Annotated in this window: 17 protein-coding genes and 1 tRNA gene; 13 read left to right on the top strand and 5 right to left on the bottom strand. The window is 68.8% G+C overall.

The annotated features are described in order from the left end of the window. Positions 1 to 6 precede the first annotated feature (6 nt). The 4 genes from ABZ195_RS10705 to era are packed head-to-tail and all read left to right on the top strand — an operon-like array spanning position 7 to position 3,756. Entirely contained in the window at positions 7 to 1,047 is a 1,041-nt protein-coding gene (locus ABZ195_RS10705; protein WP_355217424.1) for a PhoH family protein, read from the top strand. Further along, positions 1,044 to 1,580 (top strand): rRNA maturation RNase YbeY, encoded by a 537-nt coding sequence (gene ybeY / locus ABZ195_RS10700; protein ID WP_355217422.1) that lies wholly within the window; start codon positions 1,044 to 1,046, stop codon positions 1,578 to 1,580. The genes ABZ195_RS10705 and ybeY overlap by 4 nt, the downstream gene beginning before the upstream one ends. Next, positions 1,577 to 2,857: a hemolysin family protein gene (locus tag ABZ195_RS10695; RefSeq protein WP_355217421.1), complete on the top strand. Its 1,281-nt coding sequence runs from the start codon at positions 1,577 to 1,579 to the stop codon at positions 2,855 to 2,857. Before ybeY ends, ABZ195_RS10695 begins: the two co-directional genes overlap by 4 nt. After that, positions 2,854 to 3,756, top strand: a complete 903-nt coding sequence (gene era, locus ABZ195_RS10690) for a GTPase Era (protein ID WP_355217419.1) — start codon at positions 2,854 to 2,856, stop codon at positions 3,754 to 3,756. Before ABZ195_RS10695 ends, era begins: the two co-directional genes overlap by 4 nt. Here the strand turns inward: era and ABZ195_RS10685 are convergent, their stop codons facing one another. Beyond that, complete coding sequence (locus tag ABZ195_RS10685; RefSeq protein WP_355217417.1) at positions 3,757 to 5,214, bottom strand: amidase; 1,458 nt, start codon at positions 5,212 to 5,214, stop codon at positions 3,757 to 3,759. It abuts the gene before it with no gap. Positions 5,215 to 5,291: 77 nt separating this feature from the next. Between ABZ195_RS10685 and recO the strand changes: the two genes are divergently transcribed. From recO to ABZ195_RS10665, 4 genes are read left to right on the top strand one after another with little or no spacing between them, the layout of a single operon-like run. Beyond that, positions 5,292 to 6,179 (top strand): DNA repair protein RecO, encoded by an 888-nt coding sequence (gene recO, locus ABZ195_RS10680; RefSeq protein WP_355217415.1) that lies wholly within the window; start codon positions 5,292 to 5,294, stop codon positions 6,177 to 6,179. Then, complete coding sequence (locus tag ABZ195_RS10675; RefSeq protein ID WP_355217413.1) at positions 6,118 to 7,011, top strand: decaprenyl diphosphate synthase; 894 nt, start codon at positions 6,118 to 6,120, stop codon at positions 7,009 to 7,011. Before recO ends, ABZ195_RS10675 begins: the two co-directional genes overlap by 62 nt. Next, on the top strand, positions 7,008 to 7,400 hold the full coding sequence (locus ABZ195_RS10670; RefSeq protein WP_355217411.1) for a hypothetical protein: 393 nt from the start codon (positions 7,008 to 7,010) through the stop codon (positions 7,398 to 7,400). Before ABZ195_RS10675 ends, ABZ195_RS10670 begins: the two co-directional genes overlap by 4 nt. Then, entirely contained in the window at positions 7,397 to 7,798 is a 402-nt protein-coding gene (locus tag ABZ195_RS10665; protein WP_355217409.1) for an NUDIX domain-containing protein, read from the top strand. Before ABZ195_RS10670 ends, ABZ195_RS10665 begins: the two co-directional genes overlap by 4 nt. A 1-nt stretch (position 7,799) precedes the next feature. On the opposite strand, the gene ABZ195_RS10660 is transcribed toward ABZ195_RS10665, so the two are convergent. Next, the gene (locus ABZ195_RS10660) at positions 7,800 to 8,192 is read right to left on the bottom strand and encodes a Fur family transcriptional regulator (protein ID WP_355217407.1); all 393 of its coding nucleotides are present in this window, start codon (positions 8,190 to 8,192) and stop codon (positions 7,800 to 7,802) included. Beyond that, positions 8,189 to 8,608 carry a metalloregulator ArsR/SmtB family transcription factor gene (locus ABZ195_RS10655; protein ID WP_355217405.1) on the bottom strand — a complete coding sequence of 140 codons (420 nt, stop codon included), beginning with the start codon at positions 8,606 to 8,608 and terminating at the stop codon, positions 8,189 to 8,191. The genes ABZ195_RS10660 and ABZ195_RS10655 overlap by 4 nt, the downstream gene beginning before the upstream one ends. 14 nt (positions 8,609 to 8,622) lie before the next feature. Between ABZ195_RS10655 and ABZ195_RS10650 the strand changes: the two genes are divergently transcribed. Beyond that, entirely contained in the window at positions 8,623 to 10,062 is a 1,440-nt protein-coding gene (locus ABZ195_RS10650) for a glycine--tRNA ligase (protein ID WP_355217403.1), read from the top strand. On the opposite strand, the gene ABZ195_RS10645 is transcribed toward ABZ195_RS10650, so the two are convergent. Beyond that, positions 10,059 to 12,077, bottom strand: a complete 2,019-nt coding sequence (locus tag ABZ195_RS10645) for a TPM domain-containing protein (RefSeq protein WP_355217401.1) — start codon at positions 12,075 to 12,077, stop codon at positions 10,059 to 10,061. The two genes, ABZ195_RS10650 and ABZ195_RS10645, sit on opposite strands and share 4 nt — an antisense overlap. Positions 12,078 to 12,149: 72 nt before the next feature. On the opposite strand from ABZ195_RS10645, the gene ABZ195_RS10640 reads away from it, so the two are divergent. The 3 genes from ABZ195_RS10640 to ABZ195_RS10630 are packed head-to-tail and all read left to right on the top strand — an operon-like array spanning position 12,150 to position 15,705. Continuing rightward, positions 12,150 to 13,418 (top strand): deoxyguanosinetriphosphate triphosphohydrolase, encoded by a 1,269-nt coding sequence (locus ABZ195_RS10640; protein WP_355217399.1) that lies wholly within the window; start codon positions 12,150 to 12,152, stop codon positions 13,416 to 13,418. A gap of 4 nt (positions 13,419 to 13,422) precedes the next feature. Then, positions 13,423 to 15,363 carry a DNA primase gene (dnaG, locus tag ABZ195_RS10635; RefSeq protein ID WP_355217397.1) on the top strand — a complete coding sequence of 647 codons (1,941 nt, stop codon included), beginning with the start codon at positions 13,423 to 13,425 and terminating at the stop codon, positions 15,361 to 15,363. Positions 15,364 to 15,417: 54 nt separating this feature from the next. Beyond that, complete coding sequence (locus tag ABZ195_RS10630; protein ID WP_355217395.1) at positions 15,418 to 15,705, top strand: hypothetical protein; 288 nt, start codon at positions 15,418 to 15,420, stop codon at positions 15,703 to 15,705. Here the strand turns inward: ABZ195_RS10630 and ABZ195_RS10625 are convergent. Further along, positions 15,702 to 15,941, bottom strand: coding sequence for a hypothetical protein (locus ABZ195_RS10625; RefSeq protein WP_355217393.1), 240 nt, complete (start codon positions 15,939 to 15,941; stop codon positions 15,702 to 15,704). The two genes, ABZ195_RS10630 and ABZ195_RS10625, sit on opposite strands and share 4 nt — an antisense overlap. A gap of 169 nt (positions 15,942 to 16,110) precedes the next feature. Here ABZ195_RS10625 and ABZ195_RS10620 point away from each other — a divergent pair. Next, positions 16,111 to 16,183 (top strand) — tRNA-Asn (locus ABZ195_RS10620). The last annotated feature ends 4 nt before the right edge of the window (positions 16,184 to 16,187 follow it).

Genomic DNA, 16,187 nt, shown 5'->3' with positions numbered 1-16,187 from the left:
CACCACGTGACGCCCCGCGAGACGACCGCCGCCAACAGCACCGCCTCGGACAACACCGTGCGTAGCAACATAAGTGTTCCGCCCGACCTCGTGGTGGGACTGCTCGGCTCCGCCGACGAGAACCTCCGTGCCCTCGAAGCCCTGCTGACCGCCAACGTCCACGTGCGGGGCAATGCGGTGACCCTGTCCGGTGAGTCCGCCGACGTCGCGCTTGCCGAGCGTGTCCTGACCGAGTTGATCGCGGTGGTCTCCCGCGGACAGACGTTGACGCCCGACGCCGTGCGGACCAGCGTCGGCATGATCACCGGCACCGGCAACGAGTCACCCGCGGACGTGTTGACCCTCGACATCCTGTCGCGGCGCGGCAAGACGATCAGACCCAAGACGCTCAACCAGAAGCACTACGTCGACGCGATCGACGCCCACACCATCGTCTTCGGCATCGGGCCGGCCGGCACCGGCAAGACCTACCTCGCGATGGCCAAGGCCGTCAACGCCCTTCAGACCAAACAGGTTTCGCGCATCATCCTGACCCGGCCCGCGGTGGAGGCCGGCGAGCGTCTCGGCTTCCTGCCCGGCACCCTCAGCGAGAAGATCGACCCCTATTTGCGGCCGCTCTACGACGCGCTGCACGACATGATGGACGCCGAGCTGATTCCGAAGCTGATGAGCGCGGGCGTGATCGAGGTGGCGCCGCTGGCCTACATGCGCGGACGCTCGCTCAACGACGCGTTCATCATCCTCGACGAGGCGCAGAACACCACGCCCGAACAGATGAAGATGTTCCTCACCCGCCTTGGCTTCGGTTCGAAGATCGTCGTCACCGGCGACTCCACCCAGGTCGACCTGCACGGCGCCAAGTCGGGTCTGAGCGCTGCGATGGAGATCCTCGACCACATCGACGACATCCACTTCTCGGAGCTCACCAGCGCCGACGTGGTGCGCCACCGCCTGGTCTCCGAGATCGTGGACGCCTACGCCAGGTCCGAGGCGCCCTCGGCGAACCGGGCCGAGCGCCGATCGGGCACCGGGAGGCAGCGCCGATGAGCATCGAGGTGTCCAACGAATCGGGTATCGACGTCGCCGAGAACGAACTGGTCAGCGTCGCACGATTCGTCATCGCCAAGATGGACGTCAACCCCGGTGCCGAGCTGTCGATGGTCCTGCTCGACACCCCCGCCATGGCCGACCTGCACATGCGGTGGATGGACCTGCCGGGGCCGACCGACGTCATGAGCTTCCCCATGGACGAGCTCGAGCCAGGCGGTCGTCCCGACGCCCCGGAGCCGGGGCCGTCGATGCTGGGCGACATCGTGCTGTGTCCCGAGTTTGCGGCCAAACAGGCTGAGAAGGCGGGACATTCGCTCGGCCAGGAGCTGGCCCTGCTCACCGTGCACGGCGTGCTGCACCTCCTCGGCTACGACCACGCCGAGCCGGACGAGGAGAAGGAGATGTTCGCCCTGCAGCGCGAACTGCTCGAGGAGTGGGTGGCCGACCAGGTCGCCGCCTACCACCAGGACCGCCAGAGCGAGAAGGACCGCAGACTGTTGGACAAGTCCCAGTTCTTCGATCAACCGTGACCGGATTGGCTTCTCTCGTCGGCGCTCTCGCGCTGATCGCCCTCGGCGGCGTGTTCGCCGCGGTCGACGCCGCCATCAGCACGGTGTCCATCGCCCGGATCGAGGAGATGGTCCGCGAGGAGCGCCCGGGTGCCGCCCGGCTGGCCCGCCTGATCGACGACCGGCCGCGCTACGTCAACCTCATCGTGCTGTTGCGCATCACGTGTGAGACGGCGGCGACGGTCCTGCTCGTCGCGTTCCTCTACGAGGACCTCGGCCTGAAGTGGGGTCTGCTCGCCGCCGCGGCCATCATGGTGGTGGTCAGCTTCGTCGCGATCGGCGTGGGGCCGCGCACGCTCGGCAGGCAGCACGCCTACAGCATCGCGCTCGGCGCAGCCCTTCCGCTGCAAGCGATCTCGGTGCTCTTGACCCCGATCAGCCGGCTGCTGGTGCTGATCGGCAACGCGCTCACCCCGGGCGTGGGCTTTCGCAACGGCCCGTTCGCCTCGGAGATCGAACTGCGGGAGGTCGTCGACCTCGCCCAGCAGCGCGGCGTCGTGGCCGACGACGAGCGCAGGATGATCCAGTCGGTCTTCGAACTCGGCGACACCCTCGCCCGCGAGGTGATGGTGCCGCGCACCGAGATGGTGTGGATCGAGAGTGACAAGACCGCGGGGCAGGCTACGTCGCTGGCGGTGCGCAGCGGGCACTCCCGGCTGCCCGTGATCGGCGAGAACGTCGACGACGTCGTCGGCGTGGTCTTCCTCAAGGACCTGGTCGAGCAGACCTACTACAGCAACGGCGGCATCGACACCCGCGTCGGCGAGGTCATGCGACCGCCCGTGTTCGTGCCCGACTCAAAGCCCTTGGACGCCCTGCTGCGCGGGATGCAGAAGGACCGCAACCACATGGCGCTGCTGGTCGACGAGTACGGCGCCATCGCCGGGCTGGTCACCATCGAGGACGTGCTGGAGGAGATCGTCGGGGAGATCGCCGACGAATACGACACCGACGAGGTGGCGCCCGTCGAGGAATTGGGCGACAAGCAGTTTCGCGTCAGCGCCCGGCTCCCGCTCGAGGACCTCGCCGAACTCTACGAGCTCGAGCTCGACGACGATCTCGACGTCGACACCGTCGGTGGCTTGCTGGCCCACGAGCTGGGTCGCGTGCCGCTGCCCGGTGTCGAGGTGACCTGGGACGCGCTGCGCCTGCGTGCCGAGGGTGGCCGAGACCACCGCGGCCGGGTGCGCATCGGCACCGTCCTGGTCAAACCCACCGATCGGGAAGAAGACGAATGACCAGTGAGTTCCGTTCCGGCTTCGTCTGTTTCGTCGGCCGGCCCAACACCGGCAAGTCGACGCTGACGAACGCCCTGGTGGGCGCCAAGGTCGCGATCACCTCGAATCGACCGCAGACCACCCGTCACACCATTCGCGGCATCGTGCACCGCCCCGAGTTCCAGATCATCCTCGTCGACACCCCGGGATTGCACCGGCCGCGCACCCTGCTGGGGGAGCGCCTCAACGAGCTGGTGAAGGCGACCTACTCGCAGGTCGACGTGATCGGGCTCTGCATCCCCGCCGACGAGACCATCGGCCCGGGGGACCGCTGGATCTACGAGCAGATCCGGGCCGTGGCGCCGCGGACCGCCCTGACCGTCATCGTGACCAAGGTCGACAAGGTGTCCAGGGAGAAGGTGGCCGCCCAACTGCTGGCAGTGAGTGAGCTGACCGGCGGTGCCGCGGAGATCGTTCCCGTGTCGGCGATCTCGGGCGAGCAGGTCGACGTGCTCACCGGGGTACTGGCCGCGCAACTTCCGCCCGGTCCGGCGTTCTACCCGGACGGGGAGCTGACCGACGAGCCCGAGGAAGTCCTGATGGCCGAGCTGATCCGCGAGGCCGCGCTGGAGGGCGTTCGCGACGAACTGCCGCACTCGCTGGCCGTCGTCATCGACGAGGTGGAGCAGCGCGAGGGTCGAGACGACCTCATCGACGTGCACGCCATCCTCTACGTCGAACGGGACTCCCAAAAGGGCATCGTCATCGGCAAGGGCGGGGCGCGACTGCGCGAGGTCGGGACGGCGGCCCGGCAGCAGATCGAGACGCTGCTCGGCACCAAGGTCTACCTGGACCTGCGCGTGAAGATCGCCAAGAACTGGCAGCGCGACCCCAAACAGCTTGGGCGGCTTGGCTTCTAGCTAGTCCTCCGGGGTGCCCCACCAGACCTCGGGCTGATCGGCCCGCCACGCACCACTGGCTTCCAGCGCGGCCGCCAGCGACACCAGCAGCGGTTCGCTGCCGGCCGGCCCCATCAGCTGAACGCCGATCGGCAACCCGTCGGAGGTGAACCCAGCCGGCACGTTGACCGACGGCCACCCGAGCAGATTCCACGGCCACGTCACCGGGCAGGCGCGGATCATCGCGCGGTCGGTGGACAACCCGCCGCGGCCGTCGAAGTCATGCAGCTTCGGCGGCGGCTGAGCCGTCGTCGGGGCCAGGACGACGTCGGCGAGGTTGAAGATCCACCCGATCCGACGCTGGGACTCCGCCTCGCGCGCACGGGCGTCGCGCAGGATCTTCTCCGACAGCAGGCGCCCCATCCTGGTGTTGGCGACGGTGCGCTCGTCGAACTGCACCCCGGGCCCAAGCCGGTCCACCCACTCCAGCAGGCCCGAGGTCGACCGGGACAGGAAGTTCCACGACGTGCGCAGCCCGTAGTCGGGGTCGGCGGTGCGAATCGTGTGGCCGAGGTGCTCGAGGTGTCCGGCCATCCGCTCGAGCGCGGCCCGGATCTCGGGATGCAGCGTCGCCCGAAAGCCGGTGAAGGGAAACTTCGTCGACATTGCCACCGTCAACGGTGCCGGTGGCTGGCTGACGTACTCGGCGGCGGTGACTGGCGGCGGCTGGTGCAGGTCACCAGGGGCGTTCCCCGAGGCCGCGTCGAGCACCAGCGCGGCGTCGACGACGGTGCGTGCCAGCACGCCGTTGACGGTGATCCCGTTGAACGCCTCGGGCAGCGGCCACGTCGACAACCGGCCCCGCTGGGGCTTGATTCCGACGAGGTGGGTCCAGGCCGCGGGGATCCGGACGCTGCCGGCGCCGTCGGAGCCGATCGCCGCGGTGACCAGGCCGGCGGCCACCGCCGCAGCGCTGCCGCCGGAGGATCCGCCGGGCGTGTGCTCGGCCGACCACGGGTTGCGGGTGTGCCCGAAGGCCGGCCCACTGGTGAACGGCCACTGTCCGAGTTCGCAGGTGTTGGTCTTCCCGACGATGACCGCACCCGCGGCGCGCAACCGTCGGACCACCTCGGCGTCGGCCGTGGCCGGTGGCACCTCGCCCGAGGTGCCGAAGCGGGTGGGCACCCCCGCGACGTCGACGTCGTCCTTGACCGCGATGGGGATGCCCAGCAAGGGGAGATCTTGTCCCGCAGCACGTTTGCGGTCTGCGGCGGCGGCATCGGCCAACGCGTGCTCGGTCAGGACCACGCGAAAGGCGTTGAGCGTCGACTGACTCGCCTCGATCGCCTTCAGCGAGCGGGTGACGAGGTCGACGGAGGAGACCCTGCCGCTGGCGAGTCGAAATTGCAGCTGGGTCAGGGTGGGGAGGTGCTTGCCGGGGGGCCGCGTGCTCGACCCGTGAGAGGAGGTGGCTGACATTTGCATCGAGAATATCCGGCACGCTCACCCCGGCGTGGTCGGTGCGGGTGGTCGGACCGAGGTGGAACACTGTCGTCATGCGGTTGTACCGGGATCGAGCGGTCGTGCTGCGCCAGCACAAGCTCGGCGAGGCCGACCGGATCGTGACGCTGCTCACCCTCGAGCACGGGCTGGTCCGCGCCGTGGCCAAGGGCGTGCGGCGGACCAGGAGCAAGTTCGGGGCCCGGCTGGAGCCGTTCGCGCACATCCACGTCCAGCTCTATCCGGGGCGCAATCTGGACGTCGTGACCCAGGTGCAGGCCATCGACGCGTTTGCCGGGGACATCGTCAGCGAATACGGGCGGTACACCAGTGGGTGTGCGGTACTCGAGACCGCCGAGCGGCTGGCCGGTGAGGAACGCGCCCCGTCGCCCGCCCTGCACCGGCTCACCGTCGCGGCGCTGCGGGCGGTCGCCGACGGCACCCGGCCCCGGGAACTGGTCCTGGATGCATACCTGTTGCGGGCCATGGGAATTGCGGGCTGGGCCCCGTCGCTCACCGAGTGCGCACGTTGCGCGGCGCCCGGGCCACACCGCGCCTTCCACGTCGCCGCGGGCGGCAGTGTGTGCATGCACTGCCGGCCGTCGGGATCGATCACCCCACCGCAGGGCGTGCTCGACCTGATGTCGGCCCTGCACGACGGGGACTGGGCTGCCGCCGAGGCCTCGACGGCGTCCTACCGCAGCCAGGCCAGTGGGCTGGTGGCCGCGCATCTGCAGTGGCACCTCGAACGCCAGTTGCGGACGTTGCCGCTGGTCGAGCGTGCCTACCGGGCCGACCGGATGGTCGACTCCCTCAGATCCCGAGTCGCTCCGCTGCTGCCCGCCGAACCGCCGAGTGGCCCTTTCGGGCAGGATGAGGCACATGGCTACGACACGGGGCAGGGGCAAGAAGGAGACGTTCCCGCAGTTGCCTCCGGCGCCTGAGGACTATCCGACGTTTCCGGACACGTCCTCCTGGCCGGTGGTCTTCCCGGAGCTTCCGCCCCACACCAACGGCAGGTTCTCCCGACCGCCGCAGCACCCGTCGAAGGCATCTGCGCCGCTGATCCCCGCGGGCCAGGTGCCCCACCACGTCGCGGTCGTCATGGACGGCAACGGTCGGTGGGCCACCCAGCGGGGGCTTGGCCGCACCGAGGGCCACAAGATGGGCGAGGCGGTGTTGATCGACATCACGTGCGGAGCGATCGAGCTCGGCGTCAAGCACCTCACCGTCTACGCCTTCTCGACCGAGAACTGGAAGCGCAGCACCGAAGAGGTGCGGTTCCTGATGGGCTTCAACCGCGAGGTGGTGCGCCGGCGCCGCGAGAATCTCAACGCGATGGGCGTACGAATGCGGTGGGTCGGATCGCGGCCGCGCATGTGGAGCAGCGTCATCAAGGAATTCGACATCGCCGAGAAGATGACCGTCGGCAACGACGTCATCACCATCAACTACTGCGTCAACTACGGTGGTCGCACCGAGATCATCGAGGCCGCACAGGAATTGGCGCAGCTGGCGGCCGACGGCAAGATCAAGCCGAACCGCATCAACGAGGCCTCGTTCGCCAAGCACCTGCACCGCGACGACATACCGGACGTGGACCTGTTCATCCGCACCTCCGGTGAGCAGCGCGCCAGCAACTTCTTGCTGTGGCAGGCCGCGTACGCCGAGTTCGTGTTCCAGGACAAGCTGTGGCCCGACTACGACCGGCGGGATCTGTGGGAGGCGTGCATGGAGTACGTGAACCGCAACAGACGGTTCGGTCGGGCCGAATGAGCCTGCTGGAACGGCTGACCTCGGCGCTGGGGGAGGCTACGACGCTCGTCGCAGAACCCGACGGCGCCCTGACCATCACGGTGGACGGCATGGTGGCTTCGCTGCGCGTGGTGGTGATCGCCGACGGGTTGGAGATGGTGTCGCTGACGTCTCCACTGGCGTGGGATCTGTCGCTCTCCCACGGGATTCGCGATCTGATCATCGAGCAGGCCGGTCAGGTGATGCTCGGGACCGTCACGCTGGTGGGCAAGGCGGCCGACGACGGCGTCGCAGACGTGATGCTGCGGTACAACTTTCCCGCCGCGGGTTTGTCGGAGGAGGCGTTGCGCACGTTGATCCTGCTGGTGCTCACCACCGGCGCCGAGGTGCGGCGCGCCCTGACCCGGTGAAGGTCATCCGGATCGTCGCGGCCGTCGTCCTCGACGGCCGCAACCACGTGCTGGTGGTCCGCAAGCGGGGGACGTCGGCGTTCATGCAGCCCGGCGGCAAGATCGAGCCGGGGGAGCGCCCGCTGGAGGCGCTCGTCCGCGAGGTTCGCGAGGAACTCGGCACCGGCGTCGACGAGTCGTCGGCCCGATCGCTGGGCCGTTTCACCGCGGCGGCCGCCAACGAACCCGGCTACGTCGTCGACGCCGATCTGTTCTTCGTCGATCTCGTCGGCGTGCCGAGAGCGGCGGCCGAGATCGACGAGATGCGCTGGGTGGACCCTCGTTCGCCCGATGACCTGCCGTTGGCCCCCCTGACGGCGCAGACGGTGCTGACGCTGGCGCGCGACCGCCTCAGCTGACTTACGAGGCGCAGTCCGCGCACACCCCGAAGATCTCGATGGTGTGGCTGACGTCGGAGAAGCCGTGCAGCGCAGCCACTTCCGTGGCCCAGGCCTCGGCCGCGGCGCCCTCCACCTCGACGGTCGAGCCGCAGGTCCGGCACACCAGGTGATGGTGATGGTGTTCCGAGCACCGGCGGTAGACGGACTCGCCAGTATCGGTGCGCAGCGTGTCGAGTTGCCCGGCCGAGGCCATCGACTGCAGCGTGCGGTAGACGGTGGTCAGGCCGATGCCCTCGCCCTGGCGGCGCAGTTCGTCGTGCAGTTCCTGGGCAGAGCGAAACTCCTCGACGTTCTCCAGGAGCGCCGCGATGGCGGCGCGCTGGCGGGTGGAGCGCACGGCGGTGGTACTCATCGGACCTCGCCCCCCTCGTGGTGGTGGGCGTATTCACCAGCGTGGGCCACCGCGGCCAGCACGATGTCGCTGAGGTGGTGGTCGACGAGGCGGTAGCGCACCTCGCGTCCGGTGCGTTCCCCGGCGACGACGCCGGCGGACTTCAAGATGCGCAGGTGCTGGCTGACCAGGGGCTGCGCCACGGCTAGGGCGTCGACGAGCTCGTGGACGCACCGGGAGGATTCCCGCAATTGCAGCACGATTGCGATGCGGACCGGTGCGGCCAGCGCGCGCAACAGGTCGCCGGAGTGGTCCAGGACCGCCCGGGGCGGCACGTCGAGCGCCGGACTGGCACCGTGCAGGTGCTCGGCGTGCTCTACATCCGTCACCGACGGGTCGGCGGCCAGTGGCACGGTCGACTTGGAAACCGTTTTCATCTAGGCCAGAATACATGCGTCGACGCGCATGTCAATCGACTCCGCGCCGCCCGCTACGCTGTTCACCCGTGGCCTCCATCATCGACACCGTTGCCAATCTCGCGAAGCGCCGTGGTCTGGTCTACCAAGCGGGCGAGATCTACGGCGGCACCAAGTCGGCGTGGGACTACGGACCCCTGGGCGTGGAGCTCAAGGAGAACATCAAGCGGCAGTGGTGGCGGTCGGTCGTCACCGGTCGCGAGGACGTCGTCGGACTGGACAGCTCGATCATCCTGCCGCGCGAGGTGTGGGTGGCCTCCGGTCACGTCGCGACGTTCAACGACCCGCTGATCGAATGTCTCAACTGCCACAAGCGCCACCGGCAGGATCACCTCCAGGAGGCCTACGCCGTCAAGAAGGGCCTCGACGATCCCGATGCGGTGCCGATGGCCGAGATCGTCTGCCCGGACTGCGGCACCAAGGGCCAGTGGACCGAACCGCGCGACTTCAACATGATGCTCAAGACCTACCTCGGGCCGATCGAGTCCGAGGAGGGTCTGCACTACCTGCGCCCCGAGACCGCGCAGGGCATCTTCGTCAACTTCGCCAACGTGGTCACCACGTCGCGACGCAAGCCGCCCTTCGGCATCGGCCAGATCGGCAAGAGCTTCCGCAACGAGATCACGCCGGGCAACTTCATCTTCCGCACCCGTGAGTTCGAACAGATGGAGATGGAGTTCTTCGTCGAGCCGTCGACGGCTCCGGAGTGGCACAGGTATTGGATCGACACGCGCCTGCAGTGGTACGTCGACCTCGGCATCGACCCGGACAACCTGCGGCTCTACGAGCACGCACCGGAGAAGCTGTCGCACTACAGCGCCGGCACCACCGACATCGAGTACAAGTTCGGCTTTGCGGGCAACCCGTGGGGTGAGCTCGAGGGCATCGCCAACCGCACCGACTTCGACTTGTCCACGCACAGCAAGCATTCCGGCACCGACCTGTCGTTCTACGACCAGGCCACCGAGACGCGCTACACGCCGTACGTCATCGAACCGGCGGCCGGTCTGACCCGCTCGCTGATGGCCTTCCTCGTCGACGCCTACCACGAGGACGAAGCCCCGAATGCCAAGGGCGGCATCGACAAGCGCACGGTGCTCAAGCTCGATCCGCGGCTTGCCCCGGTCAAGGCCGCGGTGCTCCCGTTGTCGCGCAACGCCGACCTGTCACCGAAGGCCAAGGATCTCGCCACGGAACTTCGCGCGTCGTGGAACATCGAGTTCGACGACGCCGGGGCCATCGGTCGCCGGTACCGCCGCCAGGACGAGATCGGCACGCCGTTCTGCGTGACGCTGGACTTCGACTCGCTCGAAGACCACGCGGTGACGATCCGCGAGCGTGACGCGATGACCCAGGAGCGCGTGGCGATCGACGCGGTGTCGGACTACCTCGCGGTGCGCCTCAAGGGCTGCTAGAACCGCCCGCCGCCGCCACCCCAGTCGCCGCCGGAACCGCCGAACGATCCCGGGCTCCAGTCGCCGCCGCCTCCTCCCATGCCGCCGCGCATCGCGCCGGAGAGGATGTTGCCGATGAGGATGCCGCCGAGCACGGCGCCCATGTTGCCGCCGCCTCCGCCACCGAACCCGCCGCCACCGTAGCGACCGGTGTATTGCCGCTGGGCGGCCTGGACGTCGGCGTTGGCCATCGACTGGGCCTGCACCGCCAACATCGCCGCACCGTTGGCGCGTTGGATGCCCTCGGCCGGGTTGCTCGCCCGTACCGCCGCGGCGGCGTCCAATTGCCGTACGGCTTCGGCCAATCGAGTGCGGGCCTCCGGGCCGACGCTGCCGCGACGCGTGTCGACGAAGTCCGACACCGAGCGCACCTGGGCTTGGGCGTTGAGCAGGGCCTGGTCGAACGCGCGGCTCAACCGGGCGGCGGCCTCGACTTCGTCGCTGATCGCCGCAAGCAGCCGATCCAGCGTGGCGTCGGCCTGCGTCAGCTGGGTGAAGGTGCCCAGCGGGTCGGACGTTCCGGCGCTCTGGGCGGCCGCGACGGCTGCGACGGCCGCATCGCGGGCCTTGCTCAACTCGTCGGCGCGCGGGACGTCGGCCTTGGCAAGGTGGCCGGCCGCGGCGGCGATGCCATTGCCAATGTCGGTGATCGCCGCGGGAAGTGCGGTCACCGCACGGTTGATGTCGGTGGACGCACTGTCGACCGCGTCGAGCAGCGTGCGGGCCTGGCCCAGTCCGGACTCCGCCGACCGGATGGCGTCGACCAGTCCGCCTTGGCTGCCGGCGGGTTTGGCGACGAGCGCGCGGGCCTGGCCGATGCTCTGGTCGGCGAACGCCAACCGTTGCCGGGCGTGCTCGACGTTGTCGGCCACCGACGCGAGCGCGGTCTCGGCGAACTGCGAGTGCAGCGCGGCGAGGGTGCGCTCGGCGGGTTCGACGCGTGCGGTCAGGTCGACCATCTGCTGGGTGAGGGTGTCGAGGCGGTCGGGTGCGTTGATGACCAAGTCGCGCAGCTTGCCGAAGGCCTCCCGCTGCGCCTCGAGTTCGTCGTCGGCCCTGGCGGCCGCGACGATGACTCGGGTGAGCAGGTCGCGGCGTTGCTGCGGTGTCTCGGGGATCGTGTCGTCGAGGATTTGACGGGCGTTGAAGGCTTGTGTCAGTGCGGTTTTGGCGCCGTCGACCGCCTTGGTGAACGGCGCGGTGTCCCGCTCGCCGAACTCCTCGACCGCCAGCGTCAATTCGTTGTCACTGGTGCGCACCGCGTTGTCGACCTCCACCACGATCGACTTGGACAGGTCGTCGAGGGCGTCGAGGGACAACGACGACAGTGCGTTCGGATCGGCCGGGTCGACTCGCTTCGCGGCTTCGAACTCGGCCTCGCGCCGCTGGCGGCGCCGACGGCGCTGCCAGACCAGGAGTGCGAGGACTGCCGCGACGATGACCGCGAGAACGGCGACGATGCCCACCCACGACACACTCGAGGTCGGCGATCCTGCATTGCTCAACCCGGTGGCGGCGGCGGTGGCGGCACCGGCCCAGTCACCCTGGCGCAGGGCCGGTTCCACCTCGTTGCGCCGAAGATCGGCCTGTTCGGAATTGCCCAGGATGGCCTTGCCGGCCAACAGCGCGTAGTCGCGATCCTGGGTGGCCACGGCGAGGATCGCATCCTGGTCGGGCTGGAAGTCGTTGATCTCCATGGCCCTTTGCGCCCATTGCACTCCACTCTCACCGGAGAAGGACGGGACGTAGACGACCCAGAGGCGAACCCGCCGCGCGTTGTACAGATCGTCGACGGCGCCCGTGACGGTGGCGAGCGCGGCGGCGTCCAGTACCCCGGCCTGGTCGGTGACGTAGTTGGTCAGCCGAAGTGGCGGTGACGCGCTGGCGGTGGGGAGTGTGGGCGTCAGCAGTGCACCCACGGTCAGCACGGCGAGGAGCATGCCGAGAACGCGGGCTGCCCTTGGATTCCTGCTCATGACCGCCAATGTAGTGCGCCACGGCCGACGGCCGCCCGAGACCGCGGCACCGCCCTGGCAGACTGTCCGTCGGTGACGCACTCCAGTGACGGTTATGACGCCTTCGACCGGGAACGCCCGGTGGCCGAGGCGCCGAAGGGTGCTGCCCTGCCAGGGACCGACTCGGAGAGCCGTACGGACTTCGCCCGCGATCGGGCCCGGGTGCTGCACAGTGCGGCGTTCCGGCGGTTGGCGGACAAGACCCAGGTCGTCGGCCCCAGGGAGGGTGACACCCCGCGCACCCGGCTGACTCATTCGCTGGAGGTGGCTCAGATCGGCCGCGGGATGGCCGTCGGCCTGGGTTGTGATCCCGACCTGGTCGACCTGGCCGGACTGGCCCACGACATCGGCCATCCGCCCTACGGCCACAACGGGGAGCGCGCGCTCGACGAGATCGCCAAGCCCTTCGGTGGCTTCGAGGGCAACGCGCAGAACTTCCGGATCCTGTCCCGGCTGGAGCCCAAAGTGCTTGACGGCGAGGGGCGTTCGGTCGGGTTGAACCTGACTCGGGCATCGCTGGACGCGGTGACGAAGTACCCGTGGCGGCGGGGGGACCGCAGGAAGTTCGGGTTCTACGACGACGACGCCCCGTGGGCCGACTGGATGCGCCGGGGTGCTCCTGAGCGTAAGTCCTGCCTCGAGGCGCAGGTGATGGACTGGGCAGACGACGTCGCCTACTCCGTGCACGACGTCGAGGACGGCGTGATCTCCGGGCGCATCGACCTGCGCGTGCTGGCCGACACCGATGCGGCCACCTCGCTGGCCCGCCTGGGTGCCGAGTCGTTCGACGGGGTGCGCTCCGAGGACCTGCTGGCCGCCGCCCAACGGTTGTCCGAGATTCCCGTGGTCGCGGCGGTGGGCAAGTACGACGGCTCGATCTCGGCGTCGGTGGCCCTCAAGCGGTTGACCTCCGAACTGGTCGGCCGGTTCGCCACCGCGGCGATCATGGCGACCCGCGAGGTCGCGGGTCACGTTCGGCTGACGCGCTTCGACACCGACCTCGCGGTGCCCGCCCTGGTGCGCTCCGAGGTCGCGGTGCTCAAGATGCTCGCGCTGCAGTTCATCATGTCCGACCATCAGCACCTGCAGGTCCAAGCCGATCAGCGCACCCTCGTCCACGAGGTTGCCCTGGCGTTGTGGGCGCAGGCTCCCAGCAGCCTGGACCCGCAGTTCGCCCCGGAGTTCGCCGCGGCCGCCGACGACGGAGCCCGCCTGCGGGTGGTGATCGACCAGATCGCGTCCTACACCGAGGGTCGGCTGGAACGCGTGCATCGGGCGCGCTCGCCCCGGCCCTTAGACTGAGCCGGTGGCAGCAGGCAGGAGCGATGGGACGCGGGGCGGGCGCATTCCCGACCGCGACATCGCGGCCATCCGCGAGAGCACCCGCATCGAGGACCTCGTCGGAGACTACGTGCAGTTGCGCCGCGCGGGCGCGGACTCGATGAAGGGGCTGTGCCCGTTCCACGACGAGAAGTCACCGTCGTTTCACGTCCGTCCCAACCACGGTCACTTCCATTGCTTCGGCTGCGGCGAGGGCGGTGACGTCTACGCCTTCCTACAGAAGATCGAACACGTCAGCTTCGTCGAGGCCGTCGAGATGCTCGCCGACCGCATCAACTACACCGTCACCTACACCGGTGGCTCGACCACCAACGTGCAGCGGGACAAGGGCAGCCGCAGCAGGCTCATCGCTGCCAACGCCGCCGCCCAGGCCTTCTACGCCGAGGCCTTGCAATCAGACGAGGCCGCACCGGCGCGGCAGTACCTCGTCGAACGCAACTTCGACGCTGCCGCGGCCGCGCACTTCGGCTGCGGATTCGCGCCGTCGGGCTGGGACACCCTGACGAAGCACCTGCTACGCAAGGGTTTCGAATTCAAGGAACTCGAGGCTGCGGGGTTGTCGATGGAGGGGCGCCGCGGCCCACGGGACCGTTTCAACCGGCGCCTGCTGTGGCCGATCAGGGCAAGCAGCAATGAGGTCATCGGGTTCGGTGCGCGCCGGATCTTCGACGACGACACGATGACCGCCAAGTACCTCAACACCCCGGAGACGGTGCTCTACAAGAAGTCCAACGTGCTCTTCGGGCTCGATCTGGCCAAGCGCGACATCGCCAAGGGCCACCAGGCCGTAGTGGTGGAGGGCTACACCGACGTGATGGCGATGCACATGGCAGGGGTGACGACGGCGGTCGCCTCGTGCGGCACCGCCTTCGGCGAGGAGCACCTGTCGATGCTTCGCCGACTCATGATGGACGACAATTTCTTTCGCGGTGAGCTGATCTACGTCTTCGACGGTGACGCGGCGGGCCGCGCGGCGGCGGTCAAGGCGTTCGAGGGTGAGCAGAACCTCTCGGGTCAGTCGTTCGTGGCGGTGGCTGACGAGGGCATGGACCCCTGCGACCTTCGGTTGAAGTCCGGGGACGCCGCGCTGCGCGACCTGGTGGCCCGTCGAACTCCGTTGTTCGAGTTCGTGATTCGCACCGCTTTGGCCGACCACGACCTCGACAGTGCCGAGGGCCGGGTGTCGGCGTTGCGACGCTGCGTGCCGATGGCGGCCAGGATCAAGGATCCGACCCTGCGCGACGAGTACGCCCGTCAGCTCGCCGGCTGGGTGGGGTGGGACGACGTCGCCCAGGTCATCGGCCGGGTGCGCGAGACCGCGAAGGCGGGCGGCAGCCCACAGCGGCGTGACAATCGCCGAGCCAGTGCCGCCACCGCCGGCCCGGCCGACGCCGCCGTCGTCGTGCCCCGACCCGATCCGAAGGACCCGACGCTCTGGCCGCAACGCGATTCGCTGAAGGCGGCGCTGCAGTACCCGGCCCTGGCGGGCCCGGTCTTCGACACGCTGACCGTGGAGAGCTTCACCCATCCCGCCTACGCGGCGGTGCGCGCTGCGATCACGTCGGCGGGCGGCATGTCCGCCGGTGGCTCGGGTGGGCAATGGATCGACGCGGTCCGCGAGCAGGCGGCCTCCCCGCAGGTGGCGAATCTGATCAACGAGTTGGGGGTCGAGGCGTTCCGCGTCGAGGACGACGACCGTCTGGCGCGCTACATCGGTGGCGTACTGGCCCGACTGCAGGAAGTGTGGGTCGGCAGGCAGATCGCCGAGATGAAGTCCAAGCTGCAGCGCATGTCGCCGGTCGACAACGACGAGGAGTACAACGCGTTGTTCGGCGATCTGGTGGCGATGGAGACCTATCGGCGCAGCCTGCTGGAGCGGGCCAGCGGCGACGACCTTACTGCGTGAAACGCCTCACCGCGCTATGGTGAGCTCGCCGTCAGTTCTATGGAAGGGCACGTCATGACCACCAGCGCACGCCGAATCGCCACCGCGGGAGCCTTGGCGGTCACCGCCGTCGCCGCTCCGCTCGCGATCGCATTCACCAGCGGTGCAGGTCAGGCCGTTGCCGCACCCTGCTTGGCGACCGTGACGACCAACGGCTCCGACCCCGTGTGCGTCGGCTACTCCAACGGCAACCCCACCAACATCGGCACGCCGAACTTCGGCACCTTCGGACCGAACAACGGCCTGGGTGTCTCCACCGGCAATCTGGCCCCCGGCCAGACCTGGCGTCAGCCGCTCTCCTAGCGCTTCTTCTCCGGCTGCCACACCGCGGTATCGGCGTCGATCGCCGTCAGCGTCCCCATCGAACCGTCGGGTGACACGCGGTCGGCGATCTTGCGTCGCCCCGCATCCAGCACGGCCTTGGTGGCCGGGCTCGCCGTGACGGCACGAAAGGTCCCCGCGATCTGTTCGTAGCGGCGGCGGCCCGCCTTCGCGCCCAAGACATACCCAACGGCCATGACGGCGGCGACGCGGATCACGGGGTCCCTCTCTCGCGGTGGTGCATTGCGTCCATCCTGCCTCGTGCGGGCCAGTGGTGGCGGAACGAGGCCGTCCGCCCCCACTCACCTGCCCGATATCGGACTTCCGGACTCCATGCGCTAGAGTCAACGCTCGGTCATCGGGCGCGTCCCGCGGACCGAGTGCTATTCCCCTGTAGCTCAATTGGCAGAGCAGCCGACTGTTAATCGGCAGGTTCGTGGTTCGAGTCCACGCGGGGGAGCTTC

The sequence above is a fragment of the Mycobacterium sp. NPDC006124 genome (assembly GCF_040614235.1).
Classification (GTDB): domain Bacteria; phylum Actinomycetota; class Actinomycetes; order Mycobacteriales; family Mycobacteriaceae; genus Mycobacterium.
Note: the sequence above shows the minus strand (reverse complement) of the source record. Positions and strands in the feature narration are given on the sequence as shown.